Here is a 15,738-nt window from a genome sequence, read left to right as displayed (position 1 = left end):
GCCTCGACTCGCGAAAGCGCCTCAGGCGCCGGCGAACTCGGGTGCCGGGGTGATGCGGTCCTTCGCCGTGGAGTCGATGGTGGCCTGGCCGAGCACACGGGTGCCGCGGTAGATGACCATGGTCTGGCCCGGAGCCACTCCGGACAGCTCCTCATCGACATCGACGTGCATGAGCTGCCCGGCCGGACGTGCGGCAGGCACCTCGACCTCGTCGACGATGGGGTTGACTTCATGCTCGGGGGCTGCGGCGACGAACTCGCCGAGCCAGGCCCGGGCCGGCACCGGATCGGCGTGGGCACGGATCTGCACTTCGCAGTCGATTCCGGTCTCTGGGGTGTCCCCCATGTCCGAGGGTGCTGCACCGGCCCAGGAGGTGCGGATGCCGGTCAGATGCGAAACAGCGAGGTCGGCACGCGATCCGACGGTGACGGTGTTCGTCGCCGGGTCGAGGCCGGTGACGAACCGCGGCTTGCCATCACGAGCGGGCTTCTCGATGCCCAGGCCCTTGCGCTGACCGATCGTGTACGTCATCGCGCCGTCATGCTCGCCGAGGACCTCACCTTCGGAGTCCTTGATAAGTCCCGGACGCATCGGGATCTTGTCGGCCAGCCACGCCTTCGTGTCCCCGTCGGGGATGAAGCAGATGTCGTAGGAGTCGGGCTTGTTCGCCACGGAGAAACCGCGCTCGGCCGCCTCGGCGCGCACTTCGGTCTTCGACGCGGTCGCCCCGATCGGGAAGTAGCAGTGCTCGAGCTGGTCGGAGGTGAGCACACCGAGGACGTACGACTGGTCCTTGGCCAGATCCTCACCGCGGTGCAGTTCGGGCCGGCCGTCGTCATCGCGGAGCACTTCGGCATAGTGGCCGGTGGCGATGGCGTCGAAGCCGAGCGCCAGGGCCCGGTCGAGAAGGGCCGCGAACTTGATGCGCTCATTGCAGCGCATGCACGGGTTCGGGGTGCGTCCGGCGGCGTATTCGGCGATGAAGTCATCGACGATGTCTTCCTTGAACCTCTCGGAGAAGTCCCAGACGTAGAAGGGGATGTCGAGCATTCCCGCCACGCGGTGGGCGTCGCGGGAGTCTTCGATCGTGCAGCAGCCGCGCGATCCGGTGCGCAGGGTCCCGGGCATCCGGGACAGAGCGAGGTGAACGCCGACGACTTCGTGTCCGGCGTCGACGGCACGGGCGGCTGCGACGGAGGAATCGACTCCGCCGGACATGGCGACGAGTACTCTCATGATGCTCCTTGCATCCATCGGGGTGTTGCCGAAACCATCCCGGCTCGGCGTGCCTGGTCGACGACCTCGGGCAGAGCCGCGAGCAGGGCATCGACATCGGCTTCGGTCGTATCGTGACCGAGTGTGAAGCGTTGGGTGGTGCGGGCGCTGTCCTCATCCAGACCGCAGGCCAAGAGCACATGGGAGGGACGGGAGACACCGGCAGAACAGGCCGAACCCGTCGAGGTGGCCAATCCCCTGGCATCGAGACCGAACAGCAGCGAGTCCCCCTCGCACCCCGGGAACGTGAAGTGGGCGTTGGCCGGCAGGCGGTCCGCTCCGCGCGGGCCGGAGAGCCTGACCCCGTCGATGCTCGATTCGATTCCGTCGATGAGGCGGTCCCGCAGCCCCGACAGGCGTGCCGCCCGGGCCTCGAGGTCTGCAGTGACGAGATCGACGGCGGCCGCGAAGGCCACCGCACCGGCGACGTCGAGAGTGCCCGAGCGCACGCTGCGCTCCTGTCCCCCACCGTGCAGGATCGGCGTCGGCGTCGCCGCGCGGTCGAGCAGGAGTGCGCCGATGCCGACGGGGCCGCCGATCTTGTGCGCGGTGATCGTCATCGCCGTCGCCTTGAGTGCGGCGAAGTCGAGCGGGATCTGCCCGAGCGCCTGCACGGCGTCGATATGGAAGGGAATGCCGAGTTCGGCGGCGGCTTGACCGATCTCGGCGATCGGCTGCAGAGTGCCGATCTCATTGTTCGCGGCCATCACGCTGATGAGCGCGGTGCGTTCTGGGTCGCGGCGCAGTTCGGTCAGTGCCGCGTCGAGATCGAGTCGTCCGGTCTCTTCGACGTCGAGGTAGACGGCTTCGGCGCCGAGGCTCTCCAACCACTCCACGGTCTCGAGGATCGCGGGATGCTCGATCGTCGTCGTCAGCACCCGCGGGCGTGCCGGCGCGTTGAACGTGTCGTTGTTGCGAGCGAGGTAGAGGCCCTTGAGCGCGAAATTGTCCGCTTCGGTGCCGCCGGATGTGAAGATCACTTCCGACGAGGTGGCCGCACCGACCGCGCGGGCGATGACCTCGCGTGCCTCTTCGATGCGCATCCGCGCGGCTTGGCCGACCGCGTGCAGGGCCGAAGGGTTGGCCCGGCGGGCCAGCTCTTTTGTGTACACCTCGAGCACCTCGGCGGGCATCGGCGAGGTGGCGGCGTGATCGAGATAGATGGGCACCCTGCAATTTTAGGCCGTGAGCCGGGCTACGGCCAGGATCCGTGCGGCATCTCACCCGCCGAGCGGCACCTCCGGACGAGTTGCCCGCCGGCATGGCCGACTAAACTGACTCGGGTGTTCACCGTTTTCACCATCGTCCTCTATGCCGCCACCGGCATCCTGACCCTGTGGTCGATCATCGAGACCATCCGCAACCGTCCGGCCGGCAAGGCCCTGCTCGGCGGTGCCGCTCTGCTTCTGCTGCTGCTCATCGTGCAGCTGATCATCTCGATCGCGACCTTCGGTTCCACGCATGATGTCGACCCGCTGCTGTACTTCGGCTACATCATCACCGCGATCATGGTGATGGCGCTGGCCGGTTTCTGGGCTTTTGCGGAACTGAGCCGCTGGGGGCCGGGAGTCCTGGCTGCGGCAGGGCTGACGGTGATCGTCATGATCGAGAGATTGGACCAGATTTGGCAGTGACCAGGCGCAATCGGTTCGGCGGGGACTCCGCCGACGATGCGAACTCAGCAGGCAATAGCCCAGCAGGCCGGGCACAAGCAGCGGGCGACACGGACTCCACGGCCGCCTCGGCGCGGGGAAAGACGGGACGGTCGCCGTACTCGGCGATGCATACGGGGCCGGGACGGGCGCTGACAGCGGTGTACGGCGTCTTCGCGCTCTCGGCCACGGCCCGGGCGGGCTATCAGCTCATCCGCGAGTTCGACGTTGCGCCGATCGCGTATTCGCTGTCCGCCATGGCTGCGGTGATCTACATCCTCGCCACGGTCTGCTTGGTCATCGGCAACCGGGTCTCACACCGGATCGCCGTCGCCGCCTGCGCGATCGAGTTCGTCGGCGTCATCGTCGTCGGCATCCTCAGCCACACCCATCCCGAGGACTTCGCGAAGCCGTCGGTGTGGTCGAACTTCGGCAGCGGGTACGGCTATATTCCGCTGCTCCTGCCGCTCATCGGCCTGTGGTGGCTGCTGCGCGTCGGCCGCCGCGCCAGCCGCAGCAACCGCAGTTGAGCCGCGCCAGCCGCAGCTGAGTCGCGCAAGCCGCGGCTGAGTCGCGCATGAGCGGGCTCAAAGTTCATATGCCGTGATCTCGATCCGTGCGTATGAATTTCGAACCCGCTGGTGTTTGGAACCCGCGCGTGCTGACACGACGAGCGGCCAGTGCCCACCGCGGCTGACGCACCGCGCCCAACACAGCTGCACCCGGGTCACTCCACCTTGGAGGACAAGACGTTCCAGTCGGTGGCGACTGCGGTGAGTTCGTCACCGGTTCGCATCAGCACATAGGGGTGCGCGGTGTCGACCGTGATGGTGTCGCCCTCTTTGTCGTTCGTCTTCACGGCTTCGACGGTGTCGCCGAGGTCGAGAGCGTAGTCCGACGGCGCCTTGATCGTCAGCGTGCAGCGCACTTCGCCCATTCCGATCGCACCGTGCTCGGTGCTCAAACTCATGTCCTCGAACTTGAGGTCCTCATAGGGCTTGCAGTCGATGTCGACCTTGTCGAAGCCGGAGTCCTTGTCCCGCAGGTCACCCACGTAGTCGCGGAATCCCTTGAATCCGCCCTCCTTGAGTCCGTCGGGTCCCCCTGACTTCGCTTTGCCGTCGACGAGGAACGACGAGACGTCATCGGAGGCGGTCGTCATCTCGTCGGCGAAGTCCTCGGGGCCCTCCTCGACGGCTCCGCTGTCATCGGCCATCAGCGTCGGCATCTGGTCAGCGGGGATATAGGATGCCGAGCGCACGAGCGGATCGGTCGAGGCCGATTCCCGCGTCACCAGCATCACCTGGGTCAGCTGCTCGTCGCCGTCCGTGGAACTCTTGTCGGCGGTGCCGAAGGCGTAGAACCACATCGGGTATTCGGTGAAGTTCGGGCTGCCGGCGACGACCTCGGTGAAGTTCGGCGCACGCAGCTTCTGCTTCGCCTTGTCCGCGATCTGGATCTGCGCGCGGGTGTGGTCGATGAGCGGTGCCGCCTGGATCTTGTCGAGGTCGGTGCCCTTGTCGCCGAGCGTCTTGTCCAGCGATTCCGTGTAGTTCGTCATGAACTTCCCGGCCTCACCGGGGCGGACCGCGGTGCGTTCGTACGGAGTGACGTCCGGGCTGCTGGGTTTGGCGATCGGCAAGTCCGCACAGCCGCTGAGCACGAGTCCGGTGCCCAACACCGAGGCCGTCACTGCGCGGAAGGACCGCCGGTTCCGCAGATCCCGTCGCCGAGGCGGCGCTTGGCCGGCCGTGTCCGGCTGCACTGTCGAGATCGGCTGGGTCGCCGGCCCCGGCTCACCCTTGACCGCGCGGTCAGCGGCCGGCCCCCTGTCGTCACGGCCGCTGCGCCCGGAGCCGCCTGAGGGACCGTCTTCGCCGCCATCGTGGGGTCCGCTGCCGCCGCCCGCGGGTCCGCCGTCCTCGGGTCCGCTGTTGTCCGAGCTGCCGGTGTCCTTCTTCGGCGGGCGGATGCGTGAGGCCCACCAGCGCATGAAGAAGAACACGGAGAATCCGGCGAGGATGATGGCGCCGGCAATGCCGAGCAGGCTGAGTGCGAACACGCCCTTGACGCGCATCTGGAGGCTCACCGTCGTTCCCTCGAGACTGTCATCGGAGTTCGCAGGCGCGATGACGAGCACCTGCGGCTGAGCATCGAGGTCGAAGGTCTTCGCAACCGTCTGCCCCGTATCTGTGCTGATCCACCAGTCGCGGTCGGCGATATCGGCCTCCGGTTTCTCATCACCGGGAGTGAACCGATGGGAGGCGGAGTTCGGGAAGGAGACATCACTGATCTGCTCCTGTGCCACACCGTCGAGGTAGCTGTCGGCGTCGACGCCGCTGGCGGTGCCGACGAACAGCTCCGTGCCCTTCGAGTTCTTCGCCGTCACGGTCACGCTCGACCCCGAGTAGGGCACGATCGCCTCGTCGAGGACGACGGCGTAGGCCCCGTCCCTGACTGTGAAGGCCGGCGTCTCGGTGATCTCGTCGGTGCCGACGACCGAGAGCGCAGAGATGACCAGTCCGGCTAGCGTGAGTGCCGCTACGCCGAAGAGGACGGCGGTGATGAGTCGGATTCGCTGGATCAGAACAATGCCCTCATGAGTGCGGTCCGTGCCTTGGTCACGGCTGGATCGTCGGCGCCGAGGACCTCGAAGAGATCGAGGACGCGCAGGCGCAGGGATTCCTTCTCATCGCCCGTGGAGGTGCGGATGAGAGAGATGAGTCGGTTGAAGGCACCGGCGGCGTTGCCGCTGACGACTTCGGCATCGGCGGCTGCCTTCGCGGCTTCGACGTCCTTGGGGTCGGCATCGGCGGCAGCGATGAGGTCGGCCGGTTCCTGGTCGATGAGGCGGCGACCCAGTCCGGCCCGGGCTAGACCGAACTTCGCCTCTTCGTCGGCCGGAGAGTTCGCCAGCGCAGCCTTGAACAAGCTCTCAGCGGTGTCGAAGTCGCCCTTGGCCAGAGCCTCTTCGGCTTCCGGGTGGGCGGGGCCGGCCGGTTCGGGTTCGGCTTCCCCGGTGACGGCGTGCCCGGTCACGCCGTTCTCACCGGCGAGCTTGAGCAGTTCGTCGAAGTATGCCTGGACCTGCGGTTCGGGCAGAGCACTCTGGAACAGCGGCACGGGCTGGCCCTTGATGAGGGCGACGACCGTGGGGATCGACTGGACGCCGAAGGCCTGCTGCAGACGCGGGTTCGCATCGACGTCGACCTTGGCCAGCACGAGGCGTCCCCCATAGGAGGTGACGACGTGTTCGAGGATGGGCGAGAGCTGTTTGCAGGGTTCGCACCATTCGGCCCACAGGTCGATGACGACGGGCACGCGGTCGGACATCGCCACCAGGCTGGTGAAGGTCGACTCATCGACATCGAAGACCAGTCCGGGAACGGCGACCGCATTCGGGTCCCCTCCGGCCTGGCCGCCGGCGGCACCGGCACCCGCACCGGCCTGTCCGCCCTGTTCGGCCGGCATATTCTTGCTGCGCACCGCCGACAGGTCGAGTCCCTGATCGGGCTGTGCGTTCTCCTGCGAGGGATCCATTGACACGTGGTCTCCTTTGTGACGCGGTCGGTGGGCTCGGTGCAAACCGTGACGCACCTGGTCCATGCTTTTCCAACAGAACGTATCAACACCGGTGCGCCCACGGCTATTTCTGTAGCCGTCAGGGAAGTAGCACCACGGTGCCGACCCTTCCGCCTCAGCCTGCTTCGGCTCCGGCGAGAGTCTCGAGACCGCCGATGAGTCTGACCTTGCCGTCCTTGGGCATGAGGAAGGTGAGCACCTGGGTGGTCTTCGTCGTCACCGGGTCCTTGGTCGTCGCAGAGCCGACGAGTTCCTTCTGCGGCGATGACAGGGTCAGGGTGCCGGTGCGTCCCTCTTTCGATTCGGGGCTGATCGTCGATTCGGCGTCGATGACTCCGGTGACGATGGCGGCGTCCCCGGCGGTGCCCTGCGCGACGAGCTCCTTGCCCGGGGTGTACTTGTACTTCACCTCGGCATTGCCTTCTTCGGCGCTGGCCTTCTGCTCCTTCTGGTTCTTCCAGATGGACTTCGAGAAGTCATCGGAGTCGAATTTCTTCGCCTCCTTCGAGTCCGCTCCGCTGCCGAGGGCCTTCGCGTAGTCGGCGACGGCCTTCTCCGGAGTCGTGACGAAGTCCTTGGATCCGGGCTCGAGCATCGTCGCGCCCTGACGCGAGTCGGGCAGTTCGGGCAGCTTCGTGCCGGCCGTCAGCTGGGTCTGCGACCACAGTTTGTAGTCGCTGCGCGGATCCTCCTGGGTCAGCACGAGCAGCTGCGAGCTCCCTCCGGCAGAGGTGATCAGGCTGGTCACGCGCGGCCAGGCATCGGTGGCCGAGGTGTAGTTGGCGACGATCTCGTCGCTGGCCACGGCCGGTGCCATCTTCTGGTCGTCGACGTCTTCCTTGATCGTGTACAGGTCTTCGCGCTGTTTGAGAGCAGGGCCGGCGGCACGTTCGGCCAGCGCCTTCTTGTCGGTCTTCTTGTCTGCGGCCTTGATGTCGGTGGCGACAGAGTCGAGGATCCGCTTGGCCTGGTCGTCGGTGACTCCCGCGGCCGCTGAGCTCGGCGCCTCGGACGGTTCGGGCTTCGGCAGCTCTTCGGGCCCGCAGGCGCTGAGTGCGAGCACGGGGACGACGGCGAATGCGGTGCCATATTCGGCGAGCTTGCGGCGACGTTCCTGGCGGGCCTTGCGTCGGTTCGCTTCCTTCTTCGAATTGTTCGCGCCGAGGAAGAGGAGGACGACGCCGCTGATGAAGACGACACCTCCGATGATCATCAGCGGCAGCGCCCAGGGGGTGTCTGCGTGGTTGGGCCAGGTCAGCGTCACGGATTTGACCGCTCCGGCTTCACCGTCACCGGCGATGAGGAAGCCGGTTCGGTTGGCATCGTCGTTCCACTCCAGTTCCACCGAATCGGTGCCGGTGACTTCCGACTGCCACAGATCGGCACCGGCCGGGTTGGGCACCTTGCCTTCACCGTCGGTCGCCTTGGTCGTGAGCTTTCCGCCTTCGGCGAGACCGGTGATGCGGTCGTAGGCGGACTGTCCTGCCCAGGCTTCGACGTTCTCGATCGGAGCTTGGGCGATCGTGAGGTCGCCGCTGCCCTTGACCGTGAGGGTGGTCGGGGTTTCGTAGAGGTTGAGCATTCCGGGGTCGACGATGACTGCCGGTTTGTCGGCGTCGATCTGTGCGGTGGCAGTGATCGTTTCCTCCGGCGCCCACAGGGTCTTCTGCAGGATGCCGAGGCCACCGACGACGACACCCACCACCATGAGGATCACAGCGAATGTGTAGCGCACGTGCGTACCTTCCCTCAGCCGAGCAAAAATGGCACCCCAGTTCGGGGACTCTCCAAGTTTAAGTCACATGCCGGACATCGCCTTTGTGCGCACGCTCAGTGTGTGTCGACGTTCACACGCCCGCCCCGGAATGTCCCGATCATTGGCCCCTGGCCTAAGCTGGGCGGGTGAGCAACGACAGAATTGTGTGGATCGACTGCGAAATGACCGGCCTCGACGAGGTGCGGGACGAACTCATCGAGGTGGCCGCGATCGTCACCGACTTCGAGCTCAACCCCCTCGACGAGGGAATCGACATCGTCATCAGGCCTTCGGCGGATGCCCGGGCGAACATGAATGAGTTCGTCACGAATATGCACACCACCTCGGGTCTGATCACCGAACTCGACGCGGGCACCACCGTCGCCGAGGCGCAGGCCCAGGTCCTCGAATACGTGAAGAAGCATGTCCCCGAGTCCGGCAAGGCTCCGCTGGGCGGGAATTCGGTCGGCACCGACAAGGTGTTCCTGAACAAGCAGATGCCCGAACTCGTCGAGCACCTGCACTACCGGATCATCGACGTCTCCTCGGTCAAGGAACTGGCCAAGCAGTGGTTCCCCCGCGCCTACTTCCAGGCACCGGCGAAGCACGGCGGGCACCGCGCGCTCGGCGACATCATCGACTCGATCATCGAGCTCCAGTACTACCGGAGGGCCGTGTTCTCCGCCGAGGGACCGAGCTCCGACGAGGCGAAGTCGATTGCCGCCGAGGTGGCCGAGACCTACCCGAAGCAGACCGACGAGGACTGACCGCCGCCTTCCGAAGCGATCGTGAGCACCAGCCCGGTTCCGCAGATGCGGAACCGGGCTGATCACTCTCTGAGACCGGTCGGATCTGAACCCGACCTTTCGATATGATGGTTTCATCATGCCATTGGATCAGCTTCAGCGCCCCCTGTACGAGGTCAAGGCGAACCTCTTCAAGGGCCTCGCCCACCCCTTCCGCATCCGCATCCTCGAGCTCCTCTCCGGCAACGACGAGGTCAGTGTGGCCGATCTGCAGGCAGAGACCGCGCTCGAGGCCTCGCACCTCTCGCAGCATCTCGCGGTACTGCGGCGCCACCGTCTCGTCGAATCCGAACGTCGGGCCAGCCATGTCTACTATCGTCTGGCCGACCGGCGCACCGCAGAGCTGCTCGCGGTGGCCAGGAGCCTGCTGCTGACGATGCTCGAAGACGATGAGCAGCGACTCGCTGAAGCCCGGTCACTGCCGAAGATCCCGGGCGCGGATACCGCATGAGCCCGGCATCGTTGCTGCGCCGCACCCGGTCTCTGCTGCCGTCGGTCGCCGACTACCGTGAGACCCGCCGCTCCTGGCCGAAGGACCTGCTGGCCGGAGCCACCGTCGGCATCGTCGCCCTGCCTTTGGCGCTGGGGTTCGGAGTCAGCTCCGGTCTCACGGCTGAGCAGGGACTCATCACCGCGATCGTCGCTGGCTTCTTCGCTGCTGTCTTCGGCGGTTCGCACCTGCAGATCTCCGGTCCAACCGGTGCCATGGCCGTGGTGCTCGTGCCGATCGTGGCCAGTCACGGCGCCGAGGCGGTCATCACGGTCACCCTCATCGCCGGGCTCATCGTCGTCGCCGCCGGTCTGCTGCGTTTGGGGCGGACAGTGTCGTTCATTCCGTGGCCGGTGATCGAGGGGTTCACGATCGGCATCGCAGCGATCATCTTCCTCCAGCAGATTCCGTTCGTCACGACTCCGCGCTATCTGGCACCGGGTGAGGTGAGCATGAATGCCTTCGCGGCAGCCGTGCAGCTCATCTCGGATGCGGACTGGTCGTATCTGCCCTATTCTCTGGGCGCTGTGGCGATCGTCGCCGTGTGCATGGTGGTCTCCCCGAAGATCCATTCCGCGATTCCCGGATCGCTGGTCGGCATCATCATCGTCACCGTGCTGTCTGGAATCATTCCGAACCCGTTGGCCACGATCGAGGCGATCCCCCAGTCCTTGCCTGCCCCGAGCATTCCCGTCATCGATCCTGCCGTTCTGCCGGCTCTGCTGCCGGCTGCGGGCACGATCGCCGCGCTTGCCGCCATCGAATCGCTGCTCTCGGCCAGGGTCGCCTCGTCGATGTCCGATGCCGGTGCCTACCAGCCCGATCGGGAGCTCGTCGGTCAGGGTGTTGCGTCGATCGGGTCCTCGTTGTTCGGCGGCATGCCCGCCACCGGTGCGATCGCCCGCACCTCGGTGAATATCCGGGCCGGAGGGCGCACACGTCTGGCTTCGATCACCCATGCGGCGGTGCTGCTGCTCATCGTGTTGGTGGCAGCGGCTCCGGTGAGTCAGATCCCGTTGGCCGCCCTTGGCGGAGTCCTCTTCGTCACCGCAGTGCGCATGATCGACCTTGAGACGATGCGCTCGATTCTGCGCTCGACGAAATCCGATGCCTTCGGGTTCGTCATCACTGCGCTCATCACCGTCTCCTTCGACCTCATCGTGGCTGTGGGCATCGGTGTCGTCGTGGCGGCGTTCTTCGCTCTGCGGAAACTGTCCGCAACGACCTCGGTTCGCATCGAACGACTTTCGGAAACAGAGGCCGCTCAGCCAGGCGACGAGAAGATCGCGATCGTCCATTTCCGAGGACCGCTGTTCTTCGCTTCGGCCGATCGCATCTCCGATGAGGTCATGGAACTCAATGGAGTCTCGGTCGTCGTGCTGCGGATGTCGCAGCTCGAACTCGTCGATGCCACCGGAGCTCATATCCTCACCGAAATGGTCACGGCTCTCGAACGCCGCGGGATCACGGTGCTCATCAAAGGCGTCAGGGACAGTCAGGCCGGACTGTTCGAACAGGTCGGAGTGCTCGCCGCCCTGCGCCACCACCGGCACCTGTTCGATGAGCTGCCGGCGGCACTCGACCACGCTCGCTCTCATGTGGAGCGGGCACACCAGAGCTGAATCAGCTTCAGCCGGCCTTCTTCTCGGGCCGCGCGAAGATGTTCGACGGGAAGGCACCGGACTTCGCGATCACGCGCAGCAGGTCACGGCTGGGGGCGAGCAGCGATTCGATCGTCGCATCGTCGAGCACCGACCAAGCGGTGGCGACGGTGCCGTCGGTCAGTGCTTCGACCTGTTCCTTCAGGTCCCGTCCCGCCTCGGTGATGGTAGGCAGGTCGAAACCGCGGTCGTCCTTCTCCACGGTGATCAGCCCCGCCTCGGCGAGTCGGGTCTGTCCGGTCTGCCATTCCTCGTCGGTGTAGCCGCGGGTCTTCTGTGCTGCTCGCGGACGGAATCCGGCTCCGGTCGCGACATCGAGCATGAGAGCGTCGATTCCGGGCACACCGGCGGTGACGAGGGAGGCGACATGGCCGTCGCCGCGGAATTCGCGGGCCACGGTGGCCACGTCCCACAGCTTCTCGAAAGCGGTGTTCGCTTGGTGGGAGCCGATGACGTCGGCGGTGGCCGCGGACAGGGGCCGCCCGGCGAAGTCCATGGCGGTGAGCACGGGGGTCAGCGTTTCGGTCAGCTGGGTGGCCGCCTCGGTGAGCAGGGCGATATCGTCACGGTCGCCGAAGAGTTCGGCCATGTACGCGCTCACGGCGTCGAAGCGGGCCTCGATCATCTGCTCGGGAGTGACCGTCTCCCAGATGCGGGGCAGCATCTCGGCGATGAAGTTCGGGGAGTAGTTGTAATAGGCGGCGGACACGACTCCGGGATTCACCCGTCCCAGCGGCGCCGAACGGGCGGCCATATTGCCTTCGACACCGGGTTCGAGTCCGTACTTGGCGTACTCGGCGCCGACCGCCTGTGAGAAGTAGATCGACGAGTGGAAGGAGTTGATGCGGGCCGAGACCGTTCTGATGTTCTGTGTACGCTGGGAATCCATATCGTCATCCTAAGGGCGGTCCCCCTCCCACGTAAGGTCTGCGCGTGCGTCGCTGCCCGCACCGACCGGCGCAGGAGATTAGCACAGTCTTATAGGACCTAAATCGTTTGCCCCTCCCCCGAGGCGACCGGACTTCCGCGTTGATCCGCGCACCGGCGCGCCCCTCCGGTCGTGTCCATTTGCCGCGTCAGAACCCGGTGCTACCGTCTGAGCATGGAGTGACACGGACCGTTTGCGACCACGGCATCGTCCCGGTCGGAAGCCATCCGCCAACCGCATCAGCACAGCGTCCGGCTTGGAGGTCAGATGAGGATCGCACTGTTCGCCACCTGCATCGTCGATGCGATGTATCCCGAGGTTGCGCAGGCAACCGTGAGTATTCTGCGCCGGCTCGGCCATGAGGTGACCTTCCCCGAAGGTTAGTCGTGCTGCGGGCAGATGCACATCAACTCCGGCAAGTTCGCGCAGGCCGAACCGGTCATCGCCAATCACGTCCGTGCTTTCACGAGTACCGAATGGGATGTCGCCGTCGCCCCGTCCGCCTCCTGTGTGGCCTCGCTCGGCCACCAGCAGCCGATGGTCGCCACCAGGATGGGCAATGATGCCCTGGCGTCCGAGGCCGCCGAAGTGGCCGAACGCACCTACGAGCTCACCCAGTTCCTCACCGACGTCCAAGGCGTCACGGATGCCGCAGCCGACCTCGGTTCCTACTTCCCGCACCGCGTGACGTATCACCCGTCGTGCCACGGAATGCGGCTGCTGCGCCTCGGCGATCGGCAGTCCTCCCTCGTCCGGTCCGTCGAGGGCATCGACTTCGTCGAACTGCCTCTGGCCGATTCCTGCTGCGGGTTCGGCGGCACCTTCTCCGTGAAGAACCCGGAGGTGTCCTCGGCGATGCTCGCCGACAAGGTGCGCACGATCCAGGCGACCGAAGCCGATGTCTGCACCGGCGGCGATGTCTCCTGTCTGCTGCACATCGGCGGCGGAATGTCGCGGTTCGAACGCACCGGCAGCTTCGACGGCGCCCCGGACGTCACCGCCGTGCATGTGAAGGAGACGAGCTCGACCGATGAGCATGGGCACACGACCGAGACGCTGACGACGGTCGTCGGGGCCGACGATGATGACCACCTCGCCCCAGGCCATCGGGGCACCTCTCCGTCCGAGCCGAGCCGCACCCAGTCCGGGTTCCGCGTCGGTCAAGCCGCGGTCCATCTGGCCCGGATCCTCGCGTCGACGAGGGAGGACCCGCTGCGGGCGCCGAGCGAAGGAGCAGAAGTGAGCGGAGGGAGCCTGCGATGACCTTTCTGGGAATGCCGCTGCTGCCGTCGAAGCGACGCAGCGATCTGCCCGGCGGGCAGGGCAACATCATCGAAGCCGAGGCCTTTCCCGAGGTCTCACACCAGCATCTGAGCAACCAGCAGCTGCGCAACAACATCGGCCACGCCACCTCGACGATCCGGTCGAAGCGCGCCGAGGTCGTCTCCGAGCTCGACGACTGGGAGAACCTGCGCGACGCCGGTGAGGCCACGAAGAACGAAGTGATGGAGAACCTGCCCGAGTACCTCGCGCAGTTCGAAGAGGCATTCACCGCCGCCGGCGGCATCATCCACTGGGCCCGTGACGCCGATGAGGCCAATGCCATCGTCACCGAACTCGTCGAGGACAATGCGCCGGTGCTCGAGACCGGCCGCCGCGAGGTCATCAAGGTCAAGTCGATGGCCACCCAGGAGATCGGTCTCAACGAGCACCTCGAGGCCGAGGGCATCGATGCGTTCGAGACGGATCTGGCCGAACTCATCGTCCAGCTCGGCGAGGACAAACCCAGCCACATCCTCGTTCCCGCCATCCACCGCAACCGGGATGAGATCCGTGAGATCTTCATGGACAAGATGCCCGACGCCGGGGAACTGACGAACGAACCTGCCGTCCTCGCCGAGGCGGCCCGCCGACATCTGCGCCACAAATTCCTCACCACCAAGGTCGCGATCTCCGGAGCGAACTTCGGTATCGCGGAGACCGGCACCCTCGGAGTGGTCGAGTCCGAGGGCAACGGGCGCATGTGCCTGACCCTGCCGGAGACACTCATCACCGTCATGGGCATCGAGAAGCTGCTGCCGAGGTTCGCCGATCTCGAGGTGTTCCTGCAGCTGCTGCCACGCTCGTCGACGGGTGAGCGGATGAACCCGTACACCTCGTTCTGGACGGGGAAGTCCGAGGGAGACGGTCCACAGAACGTCCATCTCGTTCTCCTCGACAACGGACGCACTCGGGCGCTGGCCGATGAGCACGGACGTGCGGCGCTCAATTGCATCCGCTGCTCGGCATGCATGAACGTCTGCCCCGTCTACGAACGCACCGGCGGCCACGCCTACGGCTCGACCTATCCGGGACCGATCGGAGCGATCCTCTCCCCGCTGCTCACAGGAGTCGAAGAGCAGGGCAACGGTTCACTGCCGTACGCGTCGAGCCTGTGCGGCGCCTGCTACGACGTGTGCCCCGTGAAGATCAATATCCCGGAGATCCTCGTCCATCTGCGGGGCGAAGATGTCAAAGCCAACCACTCCCCTGTGTCCTCCCAGCTCGACGCCGCCCTCACCGGCGCGTCGTGGATGATGGGCGACGGGAAGCGGATGGCCGCGGCGGAGAAGGGACTGCCTCTCGCGCACAAGGTCACCGGCGGCGAGCAGATCAACGCTCTGCCCGGAATCGCCGGCGCCTGGACCTCGAGCCGCGACATCCCGGCCCTGCCCGAGAAGAGCTTCCGACAGCTGTGGGCCGAAGAGGAAACGAACGACGGCGAGGAGGGACAGCGATGAGCGATACCGCCCGCGAGGAGATCCTCGCCCGCATCAATGAGGCCCTCGGTCGCCGCGGCGGCGGGGAATACGTGTCGTCGTCTCCGCGGACGGCGGTACCGGGCATCGGCGGCACGGCAGATGCCGTATCCGGCGGGGTCGCCTCGGCGGAGCCTGCCGCCACGGCCGCCGACGCCGGATACCACCATGAGGGCACGCACACGGGTGAGAACCTCGTCGAGCTGCTCATCGACCGCCTCGTCGACTACAAAGCCAACGTCCACCGCGCCGACGGCGACCCGAGCGCAACGATCGCCGAACTCATCGGCGACCACTCCTCGGTCGTCGTCCCCCGCGGTCTCGACTCGTCCTGGCTGGAGGGGTACTCCGGTGATGTGCGGGTCGATGCTCCCGGTGAGGAGCTCAGCGTCGACGAGCTCGACGCTCAGGGGGCGGTGGTGACCGCCTCGGCGGTGGCGATCGCGCAGACGGGCACCATCGTCCTCGACGGATCGGGCGAGTGCGGCCGGAGGGCGATCACGCTCGTGCCCGACCATCATGTGTGCATCGTCCGGACGGACGACATCGTCGACATCGTCCCTGAGGGAATCGCTCGGCTCGACGCGCACGCACCCCTGACGTTCATCTCCGGGCCCTCGGCCACGAGCGACATCGAGCTCAGCCGGGTCGAAGGAGTGCACGGACCGCGCACCCTCGACGTCATCATTCTCAACGAGTGAGCGCAGCGGGGACGTTCGACTCTGCCGAGCCGGCGAGCGCACTCGGACCAGCGAATGCGAATGGACCGGCGAGTGCGCAACAATGGAGC

At 66.0% G+C, this 15,738-nt stretch carries 13 protein-coding genes and 1 pseudogene; 8 read left to right on the top strand and 6 right to left on the bottom strand.

Going from position 1 to position 15,738, the window contains the following annotated elements; translation table 11 throughout:
• Positions 1–21: 21 nt before the first annotated feature.
• On the bottom strand, positions 22–1,236 hold the full coding sequence (gene mnmA, locus BLIN9172_RS01810) for a tRNA 2-thiouridine(34) synthase MnmA (RefSeq protein ID WP_101553599.1): 1,215 nt from the start codon (positions 1,234–1,236) through the stop codon (positions 22–24).
• Positions 1,233–2,444 (bottom strand): cysteine desulfurase family protein, encoded by a 1,212-nt coding sequence (locus tag BLIN9172_RS01805; protein ID WP_101553598.1) that lies wholly within the window; start codon positions 2,442–2,444, stop codon positions 1,233–1,235. Before BLIN9172_RS01805 ends, mnmA begins: the two co-directional genes overlap by 4 nt.
• A 114-nt stretch (positions 2,445–2,558) precedes the next feature.
• On the opposite strand from BLIN9172_RS01805, the gene BLIN9172_RS01800 reads away from it, so the two are divergent.
• Together BLIN9172_RS01800 and BLIN9172_RS01795 are read left to right on the top strand one after the other, a co-directional pair.
• The gene (locus tag BLIN9172_RS01800) at positions 2,559–2,909 is read left to right on the top strand and encodes a hypothetical protein (protein WP_025778593.1); all 351 of its coding nucleotides are present in this window, start codon (positions 2,559–2,561) and stop codon (positions 2,907–2,909) included.
• A gap of 146 nt (positions 2,910–3,055) precedes the next feature.
• Positions 3,056–3,457, top strand: coding sequence for a hypothetical protein (locus tag BLIN9172_RS01795; protein WP_101553597.1), 402 nt, complete (start codon positions 3,056–3,058; stop codon positions 3,455–3,457).
• A gap of 197 nt (positions 3,458–3,654) precedes the next feature.
• Here the strand turns inward: BLIN9172_RS01795 and BLIN9172_RS01790 are convergent, their stop codons facing one another.
• The 3 genes from BLIN9172_RS01790 to BLIN9172_RS01780 form a co-directional block, all read right to left on the bottom strand.
• Positions 3,655–5,343, bottom strand: coding sequence for a hypothetical protein (locus BLIN9172_RS01790; RefSeq protein ID WP_240811911.1), 1,689 nt, complete (start codon positions 5,341–5,343; stop codon positions 3,655–3,657).
• A 167-nt stretch (positions 5,344–5,510) separates the two neighbouring features.
• Positions 5,511–6,467, bottom strand: coding sequence for a tetratricopeptide repeat protein (locus BLIN9172_RS01785; RefSeq protein WP_101553595.1), 957 nt, complete (start codon positions 6,465–6,467; stop codon positions 5,511–5,513).
• A gap of 157 nt (positions 6,468–6,624) precedes the next feature.
• On the bottom strand, positions 6,625–8,244 hold the full coding sequence (locus BLIN9172_RS01780; RefSeq protein ID WP_101553594.1) for a DUF8094 domain-containing protein: 1,620 nt from the start codon (positions 8,242–8,244) through the stop codon (positions 6,625–6,627).
• 203 nt (positions 8,245–8,447) lie between these two features.
• Between BLIN9172_RS01780 and orn the strand changes: the two genes are divergently transcribed.
• The 3 genes from orn to BLIN9172_RS01765 all read left to right on the top strand — a co-directional run bounded on the left by orn (position 8,448) and on the right by BLIN9172_RS01765 (position 11,183).
• Positions 8,448–9,032, top strand: a complete 585-nt coding sequence (gene orn, locus BLIN9172_RS01775; RefSeq protein ID WP_101553779.1) for an oligoribonuclease — start codon at positions 8,448–8,450, stop codon at positions 9,030–9,032.
• A gap of 118 nt (positions 9,033–9,150) precedes the next feature.
• Complete coding sequence (locus tag BLIN9172_RS01770; RefSeq protein ID WP_101553593.1) at positions 9,151–9,522, top strand: ArsR/SmtB family transcription factor; 372 nt, start codon at positions 9,151–9,153, stop codon at positions 9,520–9,522.
• The gene (locus BLIN9172_RS01765) at positions 9,519–11,183 is read left to right on the top strand and encodes a SulP family inorganic anion transporter (RefSeq protein WP_101553592.1); all 1,665 of its coding nucleotides are present in this window, start codon (positions 9,519–9,521) and stop codon (positions 11,181–11,183) included. Before BLIN9172_RS01770 ends, BLIN9172_RS01765 begins: the two co-directional genes overlap by 4 nt.
• Positions 11,184–11,190: 7 nt before the next feature.
• Here the strand turns inward: BLIN9172_RS01765 and BLIN9172_RS01760 are convergent, their stop codons facing one another.
• Entirely contained in the window at positions 11,191–12,111 is a 921-nt protein-coding gene (locus tag BLIN9172_RS01760; RefSeq protein WP_101553591.1) for an SCO6745 family protein, read from the bottom strand.
• A gap of 306 nt (positions 12,112–12,417) precedes the next feature.
• Between BLIN9172_RS01760 and BLIN9172_RS01755 the strand changes: the two are divergent.
• From BLIN9172_RS01755 to BLIN9172_RS01745, 3 genes and pseudogenes are all read left to right on the top strand, one after another.
• Positions 12,418–13,167 (top strand): annotated as a pseudogene (locus BLIN9172_RS01755) ((Fe-S)-binding protein); the annotation flags it as partial.
• A 242-nt stretch (positions 13,168–13,409) separates the two neighbouring features.
• Positions 13,410–14,930: a LutB/LldF family L-lactate oxidation iron-sulfur protein gene (locus BLIN9172_RS01750; protein ID WP_240811910.1), complete on the top strand. Its 1,521-nt coding sequence runs from the start codon at positions 13,410–13,412 to the stop codon at positions 14,928–14,930.
• A complete protein-coding gene (locus BLIN9172_RS01745) occupies positions 14,927–15,649 on the top strand; it encodes a LutC/YkgG family protein (protein ID WP_101553590.1) in 723 nt (240 codons plus the stop codon). Before BLIN9172_RS01750 ends, BLIN9172_RS01745 begins: the two co-directional genes overlap by 4 nt.
• Positions 15,650–15,738 lie beyond the last annotated feature (89 nt).

This window comes from Brevibacterium linens ATCC 9172, from assembly GCF_900169165.1.
In the GTDB taxonomy this organism is placed as follows: Bacteria; Actinomycetota; Actinomycetes; order Actinomycetales; family Brevibacteriaceae; genus Brevibacterium; species Brevibacterium linens.
Note: the sequence above shows the minus strand (reverse complement) of the source record. Positions and strands in the feature narration are given on the sequence as shown.

Coding starts and splice junctions, on each gene's coding strand:
- BLIN9172_RS01785 (WP_101553595.1), bottom strand. CDS start 6,467: ATGGATCCCTCGCAGGAGAACGCACAGCCCGATCAGGGACTCGACCTG.
- BLIN9172_RS01795 (WP_101553597.1), top strand. CDS start 3,056: ATGCATACGGGGCCGGGACGGGCGCTGACAGCGGTGTACGGCGTCTTC.
- BLIN9172_RS01765 (WP_101553592.1), top strand. CDS start 9,519: ATGAGCCCGGCATCGTTGCTGCGCCGCACCCGGTCTCTGCTGCCGTCG.
- BLIN9172_RS01770 (WP_101553593.1), top strand. CDS start 9,151: ATGCCATTGGATCAGCTTCAGCGCCCCCTGTACGAGGTCAAGGCGAAC.
- BLIN9172_RS01760 (WP_101553591.1), bottom strand. CDS start 12,111: ATGGATTCCCAGCGTACACAGAACATCAGAACGGTCTCGGCCCGCATC.
- BLIN9172_RS01745 (WP_101553590.1), top strand. CDS start 14,927: ATGAGCGATACCGCCCGCGAGGAGATCCTCGCCCGCATCAATGAGGCC.
- BLIN9172_RS01750 (WP_240811910.1), top strand. CDS start 13,410: ATGACCTTTCTGGGAATGCCGCTGCTGCCGTCGAAGCGACGCAGCGAT.
- mnmA (WP_101553599.1), bottom strand. CDS start 1,236: ATGAGAGTACTCGTCGCCATGTCCGGCGGAGTCGATTCCTCCGTCGCA.
- orn (WP_101553779.1), top strand. CDS start 8,448: ATGACCGGCCTCGACGAGGTGCGGGACGAACTCATCGAGGTGGCCGCG.